This is a genomic window from Rhizobium sp. M10 (assembly GCF_002531955.1).
Taxonomy (GTDB): Bacteria; Pseudomonadota; Alphaproteobacteria; order Rhizobiales; family Rhizobiaceae; genus Rhizobium; species Rhizobium etli_C.
In genome coordinates this window covers 132,282-146,407 of the sequence record NZ_NWTA01000004.1, presented here as the reverse complement: position 1 = coordinate 146,407, position 14,126 = coordinate 132,282, and the positions used below count along the sequence as shown (strand labels likewise).

Sequence of the window (14,126 nt, the reverse complement as noted above, 5' to 3'; positions counted from 1 at the left end):
CGCTTTTGTCCCGGGTGCGGCCCCCTCATCCGCCCTTCGGGCACCCACCCGGGTCGAGCCACGGGTCTCGACCCGTCCTTCGGACCCCCGCTGGGGCGAAGGGGGCACCGGAGGCCGCGTAAATGCAAACCAACTTCACCCCCGCCCAGCTCCTCGACCCCCATGTCGCCGAATCCGAGCAGATCCTGCGCAAATGCGTCCATTGCGGCTTCTGTACCGCCACCTGTCCCACCTATGTGACGCTCGGCAACGAGCTCGACAGTCCGCGCGGCCGCATCTATCTGATCAAGGACATGCTGGAAAACGGCCGGCCCGCCGATGCCGAGGTCGTCACACATATCGACCGCTGTCTCTCCTGCCTTGCCTGCGTCACCACCTGTCCCTCGGGTGTCGACTATATGCATCTGGTCGATCACGCCCGCGCCCATATCGAAAAGACCTACAGGCGCCCGCTGATGAACCGGCTGACGCGCGCCCTCCTGGCGGCCGTGCTGCCCTATCCCGGCCGTTTCCGCCTGGCGCTCCGTCTCGCCCGTCTTGGCCGCCCCTTCGCCGGCCTGATGCGCGGGGCGGCACTCAAACCCTTTGCCGCCATGCTGGCGCTGGCGCCGCGGCGCCTGCCGGCCGCGTCGGACTTTGCAAAACCCGGCAGCTACCCGCCCGAGGCGGAGCGGCGTGGCCGAGTGGCGATCCTTTCCGGCTGCGCCCAGCCGGTGCTTGATCCCGGCATCAACGCGGCGGCGATCCGGCTCCTGACGCGGCTCGGTATCGAGGTCGTGGCGCCGGAAGGCGAGGTCTGCTGCGGCTCGCTGGTTCACCACATGGGCCGCGCCGAACAGGCGCTCGAAAGTGCGCGGATCAACGTCGACATATGGACGCGCGAAATCGAGACGCAGGGGCTCGATGCGATCATCATCACCGCTTCGGGCTGCGGCACGACGATCAAGGATTACGGCCACATGCTGCGCCTCGACCCCGCCTATGCGGCAAAGGCGGCCAGGGTCTCGGCACTGGCAAAAGATATCACCGAATATCTGGCGACCCTCGAGCTGCCGGCCCATATGCCGAGGGGCATTACGGTCGCCTATCATTCCGCCTGTTCGATGCAGCACGGCCAGCGCATCACCCTTGCGCCGAAATCCTTGCTGAAAGCGGCAGGCTTTACAGTGCGCGATCCGGCCGAAGGTCATCTCTGCTGCGGCTCGGCCGGCACCTACAACATCATGCAGCCGGAGATCTCGGCTGCGCTGAAGGCACGCAAGGTCAGGAATATCGAAGCGACCAAGGCCGACATCATCGCCACCGGCAATATAGGCTGCATCACCCAGATCGCCACCGGCACCGCTATCCCGATCCTGCATACGGTCGAGCTGCTCGATTGGGCCTATGGCGGCGCTATGCCGGAAAAATTAACAGGTTTGCCATTAGGCTGAAGAGAATGCAGCCGGCCCATTCGGGCCGCTCTCGGGAGGTCGGGCGATGTGGCGGGGAATGATTATACTTGCGGGACTGCTCGCGGCGGCGGGCGCGGCCCATGCCGACAGCCGCTTATTCTGTTCCGCCGATGACGCGCAAGCGCGTTTTACCCTCGAAAGCGGTTTCGCGAGCGATGCCGGCCACAGGCTCAACCATTTCCGCGGCGCGCTTATTGTCAAGGATTCCGCGCAAGCGCCGGCCTTCGCAAAACGCGTGTTCGAATCGCAGCATCTGAGCAACCACTGGGCGCGCGATGGCGAGCTGCTCCTGGAAGTCTTTGATGGCGGCGGTGACGATACCGAAGGGGCAACGCTCGATCTGGTGGTGGTCGCCGGCGTGCGCGGCAAGCCTTCGGCAAATTTCAGCGGCACCTATTCCCTGACGATAGAGGGCGGCAGCAAACCTTACGCCGCCGAGGGCAGGGTCAGCTGCGGCACGAAATAAAGCAATTCCAGCAAAAGTGTGCCGCGGTTTTGCCAGGCAAAGCGTGAAGCGCTTTTGCCGGGAATTGCGCGAAAGCAAAGAGAGCATTCCCGCGATTCGAAGAAAGCGGAAATGCTCTAACGCAGCCGAAATTCAATTCATTACCAGTGGAACGAGACGCCGACGTTGACGGCATTCGTGAAGATGTTGGTCTTCAGGCGGTCGCCGCTGTCGATCGGAACGTCGACGCGCGAATAGGTGCCCTTGTATTCGACGAAGGTCGACCAGCGCTCGGTCATCTTGAAGTCGACGCCAGCCTGCGCCTGCAGTGTCACGCCGCCGAATTCATAAGCCCAGGTCTTGCCTTCGGGGCGAATCACTTCGACATGCGGAATGTTCACGCCGATACCGGCGCCGAGATAGGGCGTCCAGCGGCGAGCCGGATCCTGGAAGCGATAGAGACCGTTCACAGTGAGCAGGTTCAGGCCGTCGGTGAATTCGAAATGCGACCAGCCGGCCTTGGCGAGCGTGTCGTCGTCGGCATAGACCTTGTCATGGGTGAAGTCGAGTGAGACACCCCAGTTCGGCTTGTTGAAATCCTCGAGCCACCAGGTGACGCGAGCGCCGTAATAGGGCGGCGCGCCGAAGGACTTGCCCTCCCAGCCGGCGGTGAAACTCGTGCCGTCGGAGACGTCGACGCCGCTGTGCGGCGCCGTCTGGTAGCCGCCGTAAATGGAAAATTCCAGGTCTTCCGCCGAGGCGGAGGCTGCCGAACAGATGGTGAAAAGCGCGATGCCCGCAAGCAGGGAAGCGGAGGAACGCAGCGCATATGTCATTGAATAGCCCCGATATTGCAAATATGTCGACTCTTAGGCACCAGTGCCAGCTTTCCGCCATAAAGTCTAAGGAAAAGAAAGGGCGCGTCAAAATGCGCCTTTCGATTTTTTCGCAAGTGTTGCTCAGCCGCCGAACATGGTGCGCAGCACGTCGATACCCCTGTCCTCGAACGCCACCTTGCCCTGCTTATTGCCGGGGCCGATGACGATCACCTTGGTGCCGACGGCGGCGCGATCGTAAAGATGCATCACGTCCTGGTTCATCATGCGGATGCAGCCGGAAGACATGTTGAGGCCGATCGTCCAAGGTTGGTTGGTGCCGTGGATGCGGAAGATGGTATCGCGGCCGCCCTGGTAGAGATACATGGCGCGGGCGCCGAGCGGATTGTCCTCGCCGCCTTCCTGGAAAGCGGGAATGATGTGGCCTTTGGCAGCTTCGCGGCGGCGCATTTCGGCCGGCGGCGTCCAGCTTGGCCATTCGGCCTTGCGGCCGATCTTGACGATACCCGACCAGCCGAAGCCGTCACGGCCGACGCCGATGCCGTAGCGGGTGGCGCGGTTGTTGCCTTCGACGAGATAGAGATATTTGTTGTTGGTATCGATGATGACGGTGCCGGCCGCTTCCGTCGTCACGAGGCGCACTTTCTTGCGCTTGAACTGCGGCTTCACATATTTCGGCATCTGCGCCACGCGCACGACCTGAGCCGGGCGCTGCGTGTTGTCGGAGCCGGCCGGCGCTGCAAAGACGGACGTGGACATCAAGGACAGAACAAGTCCAGCCGCAGCCAGACCTGGCATCAATTTGATCATGATCGATTCCCCTCAAGCAAATTTGCCTGAAGCTACATGAACTTCTGCCCGATTCAAGATCGGCCCGGCCGGATAAAGCAATTTCGGGAGAGGAAACCGCCTGTTCTTGCGGCTTCCAAGATAATGTATGTGCCGTTACATGACGATGACGCGGGTCCCAACGCTGACGCGGTCATAGAGATCGACGACATCTTCGTTGCGCAACCGGATGCAGCCGGAGGAGACGGCGCTGCCGATCGACCAGGGTGCGTTGGTGCCGTGGATGCGGTAGAGCGTCGAGCCGAGATACATGGCGCGGGCGCCGAGCGGATTTTCCGGGCCGCCATCCATGCGCGCCGGCAGGTAATGGCCCTTGGCGGCTTCGCGGCTGATCATCTCGGAAGGCGGCGTCCAGTCCGGCCATTCCTGCTTGCGGGTGATCTTGTGGGCGCCGGCCCATTCGAAGCCGGGCTTGCCGACGCCGACGCCGTAGCGCCGCGCCTTGCCGCCCTCCATCACCAGATAGAGAAAGCGATTATTGGTATCGATGACGATCGTGCCAGGCTTTTCCTGGGTGTCGTAGTCGACCATCTGCGGCAGGAATTGCGGCTCGATCGGATGGCGGATCGCCGGAATACCCGGATTGATCACCGAGACGGTCTGCGGTGCCGGCCGCGGCGCCTGGCGGACGACGCGGCGCTGGAAAAGGCCGCGCTGCTGCGGCTGGACGACCGGCCGCTGGTAGACCACCGGGCGAACCTTGCCGCCGAGCTGGTTGATCCATGGCGCCGTCAGATCGGGGCTGAGCACGACAGGCGGGCGGGTGGCGTAGCGGTCGTCGGCAAGGGCGGCCGTGGAGAAGGCGCCGAAGAGGGCTGCGGCAAGAACAAGCGGTTTCATCATCGGACGAACTCTCTACAAATGGCCGAAATGCGCGGGCGCGACAGGTCCGCTCGCAAGGACGCTGCCACCTGATCCGCCAGCGAATGGTAAAGATCGATTTCTGAAAGGCCGACCGATCGGATAAACTTTTCGTCAGGGTTACCGTTCGGTTTGGAAAGACGGTTTGCAAATGGTAAAGCCGGAATCATGACCGGAAAACGAAACGGACCCCGGCAGAATGAAGGATCATGAGCGAGACAGGCATCATCATCGGCGAGGACGGCAGGAGCCGTTGCCACTGGCACGCCAATCTGCCCGATTATCTCAAATATCATGACGAGGAATGGGGCCGCCCCGTTACCAACGACATCCGCCTCTTCGAAAAGATCTGTCTCGAAGGCTTCCAATCCGGCCTGTCCTGGCTGACCATCCTGCGCAAGCGGGAGAATTTCCGCGCCGCCTTTGCCGGCTTCGACTTCGATAAGGTGGCGCATTTCGGCGAAGCGGATGTCGATCGCTGCCTTGCCGATGCCGGCATCATCCGCCATCGCGGCAAGATCGTCTCGACCATCAACAATGCCAGGCGCGCCATCGCGCTCCGGGACGAATTCGGTTCGCTCGCCCATTATTTCTGGGGCTACGAACCCGGCCACAACGAGCGGCCGACCGTGGTCGATCGCGACCATATCCTCGCCAATCCGACGACGCCGACCTCGGTGGTCATTTCGAAGGATCTGAAGAAGCGCGGCTGGACCTTTGTCGGCCCGACCACAGTTTATGCTTTCATGCAGGCGATGGGCCTCGTCAACGATCATCTGGAGGGCTGCTTCTGCCGGCCCGAGGTGGAGGCGATGCGCGCCGTCCTGGTTCGACCATGAAAGATCTGTCCGTGAAAACATCGATTGCTGCCCTCGCCCTGTTCTTCCTGCCGATCTCAGCCGTGGCGCAGACGCCGCAGCTCGATCCCGGCGAGAAGCTGGAGAAGCTGCAATTCCCCGCCGTCACCATGCAACTGAAGGGCTGGACGAAATTCGGCAACAGCCATGTCTACACACTGCCGGTGCGCGCCGGCCAGCACATCAAGATCAGCTTTGCCACCAAGAGCAAGTTCGCCTTCCTGGCGATTTTCGACCTGTCGAAGCCCGATGACGAAGCTTTCTTCGGCACCGACGAGGACGGCATGAATTTTCAGACGACGGCGAAGGAAAATACCACCTGGCTGCTGCGCCCCTATTATTCCAAGGTCTCGCCGCGCCGCGGCCTCGGCGCCCCCTTCAGCATCCTGATCGAACCGCTGACGGCCGCCCCGTCGCAGCCGAAACCGCCGGCCGAGCCGGAGCAGCCGTCGCTGTTTCCGAAGGCGCCGCCCAAGCCGCAATAGAGCATGTCTCGCAAAAGTGTGCAGCGGTTTTGCGATAAAGACATGCGAGAAAATAAAGACCTAAAGCGTGCCAAGCGAATCTGAAAGATCGCGACACGCTTTAGGGCAGGGCCGTACGGCCGGCATCGATCGGCCGGCCGCCTATGCCAGCCGGTCGATCAGCTCGCGCAATTCGCCGAGATGGCCGATCTTGCGGAAACGCGGCGCTTCCGTCGGTTCGTCCACATGTTCCAGCACCCAGGTGAGTTCGTGCGGCACGAAGACGCCGTAGCTGCCGGCCGCAATCGCCGGCACGATATCCGATTTCAGTGAATTGCCGACCATCATCGCCCGCTCCGGTCCGTCACCGACCTTGGCGAAGATGCGGCGATAGGTGACGGCGGTCTTGTCGGAAACGATCTCGACCGCATCGAAGAAGTCGCCGAGGCCGGATTGGGCAAGCTTGCGCTCCTGGTCGAAAAGATCGCCCTTGGTGATCATGACGAGCAGATATTTGCCGGCAAGCGCCTCCAGCGTGTCGCGCGCATGCGGCATGGTCTCGACCGGGTGGGACAGCAGGTCGCGGCCGGTATCGAGGATCTTGGCGATGACGCTGGCCGGCACCTTGCCTTCGGTAATCTCGATCGCCGTCTCGATCATCGACAGCGTGAAGCCCTTGATGCCGAATCCGTAGTGGCGAAGGTTGCGTTTCTCGGCTTCCAGCAGCCGGTCGGAAATCTTCGGTCCTTCGGCGAAATCGGCAAGAAGCTTGGTAAAATGCGCTTCCGTCAGTCGGTAATATTGTTCGTTCTGCCAAAGCGTATCGTCGGCATCGAAGCCGATCGTCGTCAGTGCTCGCGTCGTCACATGCGCACCTCTTGAACTATGGCCGGCAATCTATCGCCGCCCTGTGTCGAGACAAGGGCGTCGGCCTGCGGTGCGGCAAGCTGTGGCGTTGAAAAGCGCCGCCGTCGCACTACATCGAATTGGCCTCACCCTGCAGCCAGCCACGGCTGTGCCTGTCGCGCGCAGGCCAATAATCAAAAAATGAAGTTCTTCCGTTCGCAAGCCCCTCTTGCGGCAGACACAAAGGATTTTTTCGACCATGCGTTACAATCAACTCGGAAATACGGGACTTTTCGTCTCGGAAATCTGCCTGGGCACGATGACCTTCGGCGAGGCCCAGCCGGGCAGCATGTGGGGCGCCATCGCCGATGTCGACCAGAATGCCGCCGACCGGATCGTCGAGCGCTCGCTGGCGTCAGGCGTCAATTTCATCGACACGGCCGACGTCTATTCATCCGGCGAATCCGAAAGGCTGCTCGGCCAGGCGCTGAAGAACCTCGACGTGCCGCGCAAGGACGTCGTCATCGCCACCAAGGTCTATGGCGTCATGGGCGACAAGCCGAACGACCGCGGCGCCTCGCGCGGCCATATCATGGATTCCGTCGAGGCGAGCCTCAAGCGGCTGCAGACGGACCATATCGACCTCTACCAGATCCATGCGACCGATACGGTCACGCCGATCGAGGAGACACTGCGTGCCCTCGACGATCTCGTTTCGCGTGGCCTTGTCCGCTATATCGGCGTCTCCAATTGGCAGGCCTGGCGTATTTCCAAGGCGCTCGGTCTCTCCGAACGGCGCGGCTTCGCCCGCTTCGAAACGGTGCAGGCCTATTATTCCATCGCCGGCCGCGATCTCGAACGTGACATCGTGCCGATGATGCAGGAGGAAAAGCTCGGCCTGATGGTCTGGTCGCCGCTCGCCGGCGGCCTCTTGTCCGGCAAATACGGCCCCGGCGCGCCCGGCAACGGCGAGGGTCGCCGCGCCAGTTTCGATTTCCCGCCGGTCGACAAGGACAAGGCCTGGGCCTGCGTCGCCGTCATGCGCGAGGTTGCCGAAAAGCATGGCGCCAGCGTCGCCACCGTCGCGCTCGCCTATATTCTCGCCAAGCCTTTCGTCACTACTGTCATCATCGGCGCCAAGCGTGTCGACCAGCTCGACCAGAACCTCGCCGCCGTCAAGCTGAAGCTCGACGACGAGGATATGAAGCGGCTCGACGAGGTGAGCGCCCTTGCCCCCGAATATCCGGGCTGGATGCTGGCGCGGCAGGGCGCCGGCCGCCGGCCCGCGGACTTCGAGCCGAAGGACTGAGATCACTGCACTCGTGCCGAGAGATCGCCGAGAGCGGCCCCTCAACCGCCTGCCGGCACCTTCTCCCCGCTCGCGGGGAGAAGGGGGCATGCCGCAACCTCTCGGTTCCCCCTCCTACCTCTCGCAGGGCACGTCCCCTCTCCCCGTTCTTACGGGGAGAGGGTTAGGGTGAGGGGCACAAACCCCGGACAGCCGTGGCCTTGTGCCTGATATGCACCGGTTGCGGATGCATGGGCACAAGCCCGAGCATCACGAAGGAGGAGTTTCGCGAGCGATCGATTACTTGCCGTGGGCCTTGAGCCAGGCGTTCATCTCGGCGATCTCCGCCTCCTGCGCCTTGATCACGGCTTCGGCGAGCTTACGGATTTCGGGATCCTTGCCGTATTGAAGCTCGACTTTCGCCATATCGATCGCACCTTGATGGTGCGGGATCATGCCACGGACGAAATCGACATCGGGATCGCCGCTATAGTCGATCATCATATCCTTGTGCATCTTGTCGTTCGCCTCGCCCAAGGCCTGGCTTGCGGCATCGTGGCTGCCCATCGGCTTGCTCATGTCCATGGACATGTCTTCGGCAAAGGCGGGTCCGGCAATGGCGAGCATTGCGGTAAGCGTGATGATTTTCAGAGACATGAGAGGTCCTTCCTCTGTCTGACAATAGGTTTGCGGGCGACGGAGGCCGCTCGCTTCTCAATGCGTAAGCATGGTGTCAGGACAGGCGAGGAGGGGGAGCCTGCGGAGCGGGGCGATCGTTATCGAGGGCGCGGGCCAGCGCCGGGGTCGGATAGGCGAAAGCAGATCTTGCGCTGTCGACGACCATGATGGCCGGCGGCAGCAGCAGACAAGCGCTGCAAAGCGGCATATGCGCGGAATCGCCGGTGGCGCAGGGGTCTTTCATGGGAGCAGTTTTGGCTACCCCCTCGGGCATGGCCCCGTCGGACATTTCCATGCCGCCCATCTCATGGTGCATGCTGCCGGCCTCGGCGGCGACCGGCGCATTCATCGACGCACATGTCGGACAGCCCGCCCATGCGGACATGGCGCTGTAGACCAGCCAGCCGAGAACCATCGTGATGAGAGCGAGCGTGCGCATGGTGTTTCATATAAGTGGATGTCGGCTGTAAGCCAATCCGGATGACGGTGAACATTCGGTGACTGCACCGTCATCCTCTCACCAGGCGGCAATCACCTTGTGCTCGATCTTGTAATCCCGGCTCTCCTCGCCGAGCGGCGCAACCGGCCATGTCCAGGCGGCCTTGGCCGGCGGCGGCGAAACGCCATGCAGCAGGTCGGCCTCCTCATGCGTCCTGCCGTTGCGGTCGATGACGGCATAGGCGATGTCGGTCACCAGGCAATGGCGGCAGGGAAGTCCCGAGAGGCCGGTCAGATGCGCTCCGATCAGCCTTTCCACCGTGTCGGCAGGCATTCCGGCGGCCTCGGCTTCGTAGCGCCGTTTCACGCCCCGGCCGATCTGCGATAGGAGATTGGCCGAAACCACGAAATCGAGATAGGGCACCGAGCGCAGGAAGCCGAGCGGTTCGGGCTCTCTGCCGGCCGCGAGCTCGTCATAGCCGGAAAGATCGCGCTCGATCAGCCGGATATTGCGATGGGCCTTGGCCGATAGCCGCACCGAGGCGAGATGGACGAGATCGACCAGAACGACGGTGTCGAACGCTCGCGCCAGTTCCTCGATCGGCACGTCGCGCAGTAGGCCGGAGCCGAGCACCACGGCGGTCCGCTTCTGCCTGAGATCGGCCGTCGCCGCACGGATCGCATTCCGGCTCATCTCCTCATGTTCGGCCCATTCGGCGGCACACCGCCCGGCCCGCGACCAGAGATTGACGGAATAGCGGACGAACTTTCGATGCGGCTTGCCGGTCAGCGGCCATGTCGCGGCATAGAGAAGCGCTTCAGCGATCATGATGCATATCCCGTATTTCGGATGGATACCCTCGTTCCATCGATTCTGGGCCCACTGCATAATTCCTTAAATCGGAATCGATTTAAGGAATTATGCAGTAGTAGTTCAAAGTTCTGCAGCGTCCTTTGCGCGTCTGAAAAGACGCGCGGCGCTGCAAACATCAAGACCCCTGCGCCCTTGCCGCTCCCCGCCCAATCCGCTAGGACACCGCCACTGTCACAGTCAGCGGAATTCCCGGAAATGAACGACAAGCAGAAGAAACCGCAAAAGCTCAAGGCCCGCCTGCCGCGCGGCTTCGTCGACCGGACGGCCGGCGATATCCGCGCCGTCAACGAGATGACGGCAAAGATCCGGGAAGTCTATGAGCATTATGGTTTCGACCCCGTGGAAACGCCGCTGTTCGAATATACCGATGCGCTCGGCAAGTTCCTGCCCGACAGCGACCGGCCGAACGAGGGCGTCTTCTCGCTGCAGGATGAGGACGAGCAGTGGATGTCTCTGCGTTACGACCTGACGGCGCCGCTTGCCCGCCATGTCGCCGAGAATTTCAACGAGATCCAGCTTCCCTATCGCACCTATCGTGCCGGTTACGTCTTCCGCAACGAGAAGCCGGGGCCCGGCCGTTTCCGCCAATTCATGCAGTTCGATGCCGATACCGTCGGCGCGCCGGGCGTCCAGGCCGATGCCGAAATGTGCATGATGATGGCCGATACGCTTGAAGCCCTCGGCATCAAGCGCGGCGACTACGTCATCCGCGTCAACAACCGCAAGGTTCTCGACGGTGTGCTCGAGGCGATCGGCCTCGGCGGCGACGACAAGGCCGGCCAGCGGCTCAACGTGCTGCGCGCCATCGACAAACTCGACAAGTTCGGCCCCGAAGGTGTGGCCCTGCTGCTCGGCGCCGGCCGCAAGGATGAATCCGGCGACTTCACCAAGGGCGCCGGCCTCGACCAGGCGCAGATCGACAAGGTGCTGTTCTTCGTCGGCATCAAGGACTATGCCGAAAGCGCTGCCCAGCTCGCCGAACTCGTTGCCGGAACGTCGAAGGGCGGCGAAGGCGTCGAGGAACTGAATTTCATCGGCGCGCTGGTGAAGAGCGCCGGCTATCAGTCCGACCGCATCAAGATCGATCCCTCCGTCGTGCGCGGCCTCGAATATTATACCGGCCCGGTCTATGAGGCCGAGCTGAGCTTCGACGTCACCAACGAGAAGGGCGAGAAGGTCGTCTTCGGTTCGGTCGGCGGCGGCGGCCGTTATGATGGCCTGGTTTCGCGTTTCATGGGCCAGCCGGTTCCGGCGACGGGCTTTTCGATCGGTGTCTCCAGGTTGATGACGGCTCTGAAGAACCTCGGCAAGCTCGGCGCCAGCGACGTGATCGAGCCGGTGCTGGTGACCGTCATGGACGGCGATGTCGAGGCGATGGGCCGCTATCAGAAGATGACGCAGGAGCTGCGCGCCGCCGGCATCCGCGCCGAGATGTTCCAGGGCAACTGGAAGAAATTCGGCAACCAGCTGAAATACGCCGATCGCCGCGGCTGCCCCGTCGCCATCATCCAGGGCGGCGACGAACGCGCAACCGGCGTCGTGCAGATCAAGGATCTGATCGAGGGCAAACGGCTGTCCGGCGAGATCGAGGACAATGCCAGCTGGCGCGAAGCCCGCGTGGCGCAGGAAACGGTGCCGGAGGCCGACCTCGTCGCCAAGGTGAGGGAGATCCTTGCGGCGCAGGCGGAAGATCGGAAGAGGGCGGGCGATGCGCAATAAACCCCTCCCCAACCCCTCCCCACAGGGGGGAGGGGCTTTACTTGGCGCCGCTGTGCCCAACTCAACATTTGCTTCATCGGAGGTCCTCTCGATTTGGTTCGACGATCGCCGCGAGTTAGTCCCTCCCCCTTGTGGGGAGGGGTTGGGGAGGGGACTTTTCCCAGGAGCGACATCATGCCCCTGATCAACCTCCCCGAATTCTCCGCCGAGCTGCTTGCCGAATTTGACGCCCGCAAGGCCGAGCGCATCGATACGCCGGTCATCCAGCCGGCCGAGCCGTTCCTCGACATCGCCGGCGAGGATCTGCGCCGCCGTATCTTCATGACCGAGAGCGAAACCGGCGCCAGCCTCTGCCTGCGCCCCGAATTCACCATTCCGGTCTGTCTGCGCCACATCGAAACGGCGACCGGCACGCCGAAGCGTTACGCCTATCTCGGCGAGGTCTTCCGCCAGCGCCGCGACGGCGCCAATGAATTCTACCAGGCCGGCATCGAGGATCTCGGCGATATCAACATACCGAGCGCTGACGCCCGCGCCATCGGCGATGCCACCGGCATTCTCGCCCGCCTGCTGCCGGGCCGGCGCCTGTCGGTGACGCTCGGCGACCAGGCGGTGTTCGAGGCGGTCGTTCAGGCGCTCGGCCTGCCGCTCGGCTGGCAGAAGCGGCTGATCCACGCCTTCGGCAACATGACGCAGCTGGAAGCCCTGCTGGCCGGTCTCGTCAGCCCGCAATTCGTCACCGGGCTGGACGACGATATCGCAAAGCTTGTCGCATCAGGCGACGAGCAGGCGCTGGTCGCCCATCTCGAGCAGGAAATGCAGACGACGGGCTATTCGACCAATGCCAGCCGCTCGCCGCTGGAGATTGCCCGGCGGCTCAAGGAAAAGCTCATCCTGTCCGAAACGCGTCTCGACGATGCCGCCTTCCACGTGCTGGAAGAGTTTTTGTCGCTCGACGTCCCGCTCGTCAATGCGTCGGCGGCGCTGGCCGGTTTTGCCGATGCCGCCGGCCTGAAGCTCGGCAATGCACTCTCCCGCTTCAACGGCCGCGTCGGCGCCCTTGCCGATGCCGGCGTCGATCTGTCCTGCCTCGACTACCGCGCCGCCTTCGGACGGCCGCTCGATTATTACACCGGTCTCGTCTTCGAGGTGACGGTAGAGGGATCGAGCGCGGTTCTGGCCGGCGGCGGCCGCTTCGATAAGCTCCTGACCTTCCTCGGCGCAACCGACCGCATTCCGGCCGTCGGCTTCTCCTTCTGGCTCGACCGCATCGAAACCGAAAGGGCAGCCGCATGACCATCACCATCGCGCTTCCCTCCAAGGGCCGGATGAAGGACGATGCTTCGGCGATCTTCGAGCGGGCCGGCATGCCGATAACGGCCGTCGGCAACGACCGCTCCTATCGCGGCCGAGTCGAAGGCTGGGACGATGTGGAAATCGCCTTCCTCTCGGCCTCCGAAATCTCCCGCGAGCTTGGCAACGGCACCGTCGATTTCGGCGTCACCGGTGAGGACCTGATGCGGGAAGGTTTTGCCGAGGTCGACAAGCGCGTCGAATTCTGCGCCCGCCTCGGCTTCGGCCAGGCCGATGTCGTCGTCGCGGTGCCGGAGATCTGGCTGGATGTCGAGACCATGGCCGATCTCGGCGACGTCGCCGCCGATTTCCGCGCCCGTCATGGCCGGCGTCTCGCCATCGCCACCAAATATTGGCGCCTCACCCAGCAGTTCTTTTCGAGCCAGCACGGCATCCAGCTGTACCGCATCGTCGAAAGCCTCGGCGCCACCGAGGGGGCTCCTGCCTCCGGCTCGGCCGATATCATCGTCGATATCACCTCCACCGGCTCGACGTTGCGCGCCAACCATCTGAAGGTGCTTCAGGACGGCGTCATCCTCCATTCGCAGGCTAGCCTGGTGCGCGCCCGCAAGGAAAGCCATGCCGACGAACCCGTCGTGCAGGCGATTATCGAGGCGGTGCGCGCCGCGCTCTGATTGCAATGGTCAAGACACAAGAAAACCCGCCGTCAATTCAATGACGGCGGGTTCTGCATGTCTGGGAGGATGTCTGCTGGATCAGGCAGCCGCATAGGCGCCGCGGCGGGCGTCAATCGAATAGGCACCGGCACCGACGGTCGCGAGCAATATGTACGCGCCGGCAAGCGTGATGTTCTTCATGACCATGATCTGGTTGAGAATATTCACGAGTTCCGCGCCACTGGCGTAGGGCAGATGGAAGGCAACGGCCGTGAAGACACAGAAGCCCGCGAGCAGCCAGCCGGCGATGCGGACCTGGAAGCCTGTGAGAACCGCAAGGCCGGCGAGCAGTTCGAAAAGGCCTGCGACATAGGCCAGCAGAGTTGCTGCCGGCAGGCCGGCACCGGCGATCATGCCCGCAGTACCGGCAGGATCGGTTAGCTTCATGAAGCCGGAAAGGACGAACATGAAAGACAGGAGAATGCGGGCAATCAGGATAAAGGCGTTCGACATGGATGTTGCTCCGTTGAATGGCTTCTCAAGATCT

16 protein-coding genes are annotated in these 14,126 nt (G+C 62.7%); 8 read left to right on the top strand and 8 right to left on the bottom strand.

Annotated elements, in window-relative coordinates:
* Window positions 1-122: 122 nt before the first annotated feature.
* Together glcF and CO671_RS08375 are read left to right on the top strand one after the other, a co-directional pair.
* Window positions 123-1,433, top strand: a complete 1,311-nt coding sequence (gene glcF, locus CO671_RS08380) for a glycolate oxidase subunit GlcF (RefSeq protein ID WP_097605548.1) — start codon at window positions 123-125, stop codon at window positions 1,431-1,433.
* A 46-nt stretch (window positions 1,434-1,479) separates the two neighbouring features.
* Window positions 1,480-1,920 carry a hypothetical protein gene (locus CO671_RS08375; RefSeq protein WP_097605547.1) on the top strand — a complete coding sequence of 147 codons (441 nt, stop codon included), beginning with the start codon at window positions 1,480-1,482 and terminating at the stop codon, window positions 1,918-1,920.
* Window positions 1,921-2,060: 140 nt separating this feature from the next.
* Here the strand turns inward: CO671_RS08375 and CO671_RS08370 are convergent, their stop codons facing one another.
* From CO671_RS08370 to CO671_RS08360, 3 genes are all read right to left on the bottom strand, one after another.
* Complete coding sequence (locus CO671_RS08370; RefSeq protein WP_097605733.1) at window positions 2,061-2,735, bottom strand: outer membrane beta-barrel protein; 675 nt, start codon at window positions 2,733-2,735, stop codon at window positions 2,061-2,063.
* A gap of 123 nt (window positions 2,736-2,858) precedes the next feature.
* The gene (locus CO671_RS08365) at window positions 2,859-3,545 is read right to left on the bottom strand and encodes a L,D-transpeptidase (protein WP_097605546.1); all 687 of its coding nucleotides are present in this window, start codon (window positions 3,543-3,545) and stop codon (window positions 2,859-2,861) included.
* A gap of 135 nt (window positions 3,546-3,680) precedes the next feature.
* The gene (locus CO671_RS08360; RefSeq protein WP_097605545.1) at window positions 3,681-4,427 is read right to left on the bottom strand and encodes a L,D-transpeptidase; all 747 of its coding nucleotides are present in this window, start codon (window positions 4,425-4,427) and stop codon (window positions 3,681-3,683) included.
* A 227-nt stretch (window positions 4,428-4,654) separates the two neighbouring features.
* Between CO671_RS08360 and CO671_RS08355 the strand changes: the two genes are divergently transcribed.
* Together CO671_RS08355 and CO671_RS08350 are read left to right on the top strand one after the other, a co-directional pair.
* Complete coding sequence (locus CO671_RS08355; RefSeq protein ID WP_097605544.1) at window positions 4,655-5,284, top strand: DNA-3-methyladenine glycosylase I; 630 nt, start codon at window positions 4,655-4,657, stop codon at window positions 5,282-5,284.
* Complete coding sequence (locus CO671_RS08350; RefSeq protein WP_097605543.1) at window positions 5,281-5,787, top strand: hypothetical protein; 507 nt, start codon at window positions 5,281-5,283, stop codon at window positions 5,785-5,787. Before CO671_RS08355 ends, CO671_RS08350 begins: the two co-directional genes overlap by 4 nt.
* A gap of 141 nt (window positions 5,788-5,928) precedes the next feature.
* On the opposite strand, the gene CO671_RS08345 is transcribed toward CO671_RS08350, so the two are convergent.
* Window positions 5,929-6,633 (bottom strand): HAD family hydrolase, encoded by a 705-nt coding sequence (locus CO671_RS08345; RefSeq protein WP_064681010.1) that lies wholly within the window; start codon window positions 6,631-6,633, stop codon window positions 5,929-5,931.
* A gap of 238 nt (window positions 6,634-6,871) precedes the next feature.
* Here CO671_RS08345 and CO671_RS08340 point away from each other — a divergent pair, with 238 nt between their 5' ends.
* Window positions 6,872-7,921, top strand: a complete 1,050-nt coding sequence (locus tag CO671_RS08340; RefSeq protein WP_097605542.1) for an aldo/keto reductase — start codon at window positions 6,872-6,874, stop codon at window positions 7,919-7,921.
* A gap of 279 nt (window positions 7,922-8,200) precedes the next feature.
* Here the strand turns inward: CO671_RS08340 and CO671_RS08335 are convergent, their stop codons facing one another.
* The 3 genes from CO671_RS08335 to CO671_RS08325 all read right to left on the bottom strand — a co-directional run bounded on the left by CO671_RS08335 (window position 8,201) and on the right by CO671_RS08325 (window position 9,845).
* Window positions 8,201-8,557 (bottom strand): DUF305 domain-containing protein, encoded by a 357-nt coding sequence (locus CO671_RS08335; RefSeq protein WP_097605541.1) that lies wholly within the window; start codon window positions 8,555-8,557, stop codon window positions 8,201-8,203.
* Between the two features lie 76 nt (window positions 8,558-8,633).
* The gene (locus CO671_RS08330) at window positions 8,634-9,017 is read right to left on the bottom strand and encodes a hypothetical protein (RefSeq protein ID WP_097605540.1); all 384 of its coding nucleotides are present in this window, start codon (window positions 9,015-9,017) and stop codon (window positions 8,634-8,636) included.
* A gap of 78 nt (window positions 9,018-9,095) precedes the next feature.
* Window positions 9,096-9,845, bottom strand: coding sequence for a hypothetical protein (locus tag CO671_RS08325; RefSeq protein ID WP_097605539.1), 750 nt, complete (start codon window positions 9,843-9,845; stop codon window positions 9,096-9,098).
* Window positions 9,846-10,085: 240 nt separating this feature from the next.
* Here CO671_RS08325 and hisS point away from each other — a divergent pair, with 240 nt between their 5' ends.
* The 3 genes from hisS to hisG all read left to right on the top strand — a co-directional run bounded on the left by hisS (window position 10,086) and on the right by hisG (window position 13,597).
* Complete coding sequence (hisS, locus tag CO671_RS08320; protein WP_097605538.1) at window positions 10,086-11,609, top strand: histidine--tRNA ligase; 1,524 nt, start codon at window positions 10,086-10,088, stop codon at window positions 11,607-11,609.
* A gap of 174 nt (window positions 11,610-11,783) precedes the next feature.
* On the top strand, window positions 11,784-12,905 hold the full coding sequence (locus CO671_RS08315; RefSeq protein ID WP_097605537.1) for an ATP phosphoribosyltransferase regulatory subunit: 1,122 nt from the start codon (window positions 11,784-11,786) through the stop codon (window positions 12,903-12,905).
* A complete protein-coding gene (gene hisG / locus CO671_RS08310) occupies window positions 12,902-13,597 on the top strand; it encodes an ATP phosphoribosyltransferase (RefSeq protein ID WP_097605536.1) in 696 nt (231 codons plus the stop codon). The genes CO671_RS08315 and hisG overlap by 4 nt, the downstream gene beginning before the upstream one ends.
* A gap of 81 nt (window positions 13,598-13,678) precedes the next feature.
* On the opposite strand, the gene CO671_RS08305 is transcribed toward hisG, so the two are convergent.
* Complete coding sequence (locus tag CO671_RS08305; RefSeq protein WP_064686098.1) at window positions 13,679-14,092, bottom strand: DoxX family protein; 414 nt, start codon at window positions 14,090-14,092, stop codon at window positions 13,679-13,681.
* Window positions 14,093-14,126: the final 34 nt, after the last annotated feature.

What these genes read in the sequence shown, in the direction of transcription:
- hisS (WP_097605538.1), top strand. Translation starts at nt 10,086, where the DNA reads ATGAACGACAAGCAGAAGAAACCGCAAAAGCTCAAGGCCCGCCTGCCG.
- CO671_RS08325 (WP_097605539.1), bottom strand. Translation starts at nt 9,845, where the DNA reads ATGATCGCTGAAGCGCTTCTCTATGCCGCGACATGGCCGCTGACCGGC.
- CO671_RS08335 (WP_097605541.1), bottom strand. Translation starts at nt 8,557, where the DNA reads ATGTCTCTGAAAATCATCACGCTTACCGCAATGCTCGCCATTGCCGGA.
- CO671_RS08360 (WP_097605545.1), bottom strand. Translation starts at nt 4,427, where the DNA reads ATGATGAAACCGCTTGTTCTTGCCGCAGCCCTCTTCGGCGCCTTCTCC.
- hisG (WP_097605536.1), top strand. Translation starts at nt 12,902, where the DNA reads ATGACCATCACCATCGCGCTTCCCTCCAAGGGCCGGATGAAGGACGAT.
- CO671_RS08355 (WP_097605544.1), top strand. Translation starts at nt 4,655, where the DNA reads ATGAGCGAGACAGGCATCATCATCGGCGAGGACGGCAGGAGCCGTTGC.
- CO671_RS08315 (WP_097605537.1), top strand. Translation starts at nt 11,784, where the DNA reads ATGCCCCTGATCAACCTCCCCGAATTCTCCGCCGAGCTGCTTGCCGAA.
- glcF (WP_097605548.1), top strand. Translation starts at nt 123, where the DNA reads ATGCAAACCAACTTCACCCCCGCCCAGCTCCTCGACCCCCATGTCGCC.
- CO671_RS08330 (WP_097605540.1), bottom strand. Translation starts at nt 9,017, where the DNA reads ATGCGCACGCTCGCTCTCATCACGATGGTTCTCGGCTGGCTGGTCTAC.
- CO671_RS08305 (WP_064686098.1), bottom strand. Translation starts at nt 14,092, where the DNA reads ATGTCGAACGCCTTTATCCTGATTGCCCGCATTCTCCTGTCTTTCATG.
- CO671_RS08340 (WP_097605542.1), top strand. Translation starts at nt 6,872, where the DNA reads ATGCGTTACAATCAACTCGGAAATACGGGACTTTTCGTCTCGGAAATC.
- CO671_RS08370 (WP_097605733.1), bottom strand. Translation starts at nt 2,735, where the DNA reads ATGACATATGCGCTGCGTTCCTCCGCTTCCCTGCTTGCGGGCATCGCG.
- CO671_RS08375 (WP_097605547.1), top strand. Translation starts at nt 1,480, where the DNA reads ATGTGGCGGGGAATGATTATACTTGCGGGACTGCTCGCGGCGGCGGGC.
- CO671_RS08350 (WP_097605543.1), top strand. Translation starts at nt 5,281, where the DNA reads ATGAAAGATCTGTCCGTGAAAACATCGATTGCTGCCCTCGCCCTGTTC.
- CO671_RS08365 (WP_097605546.1), bottom strand. Translation starts at nt 3,545, where the DNA reads ATGATCAAATTGATGCCAGGTCTGGCTGCGGCTGGACTTGTTCTGTCC.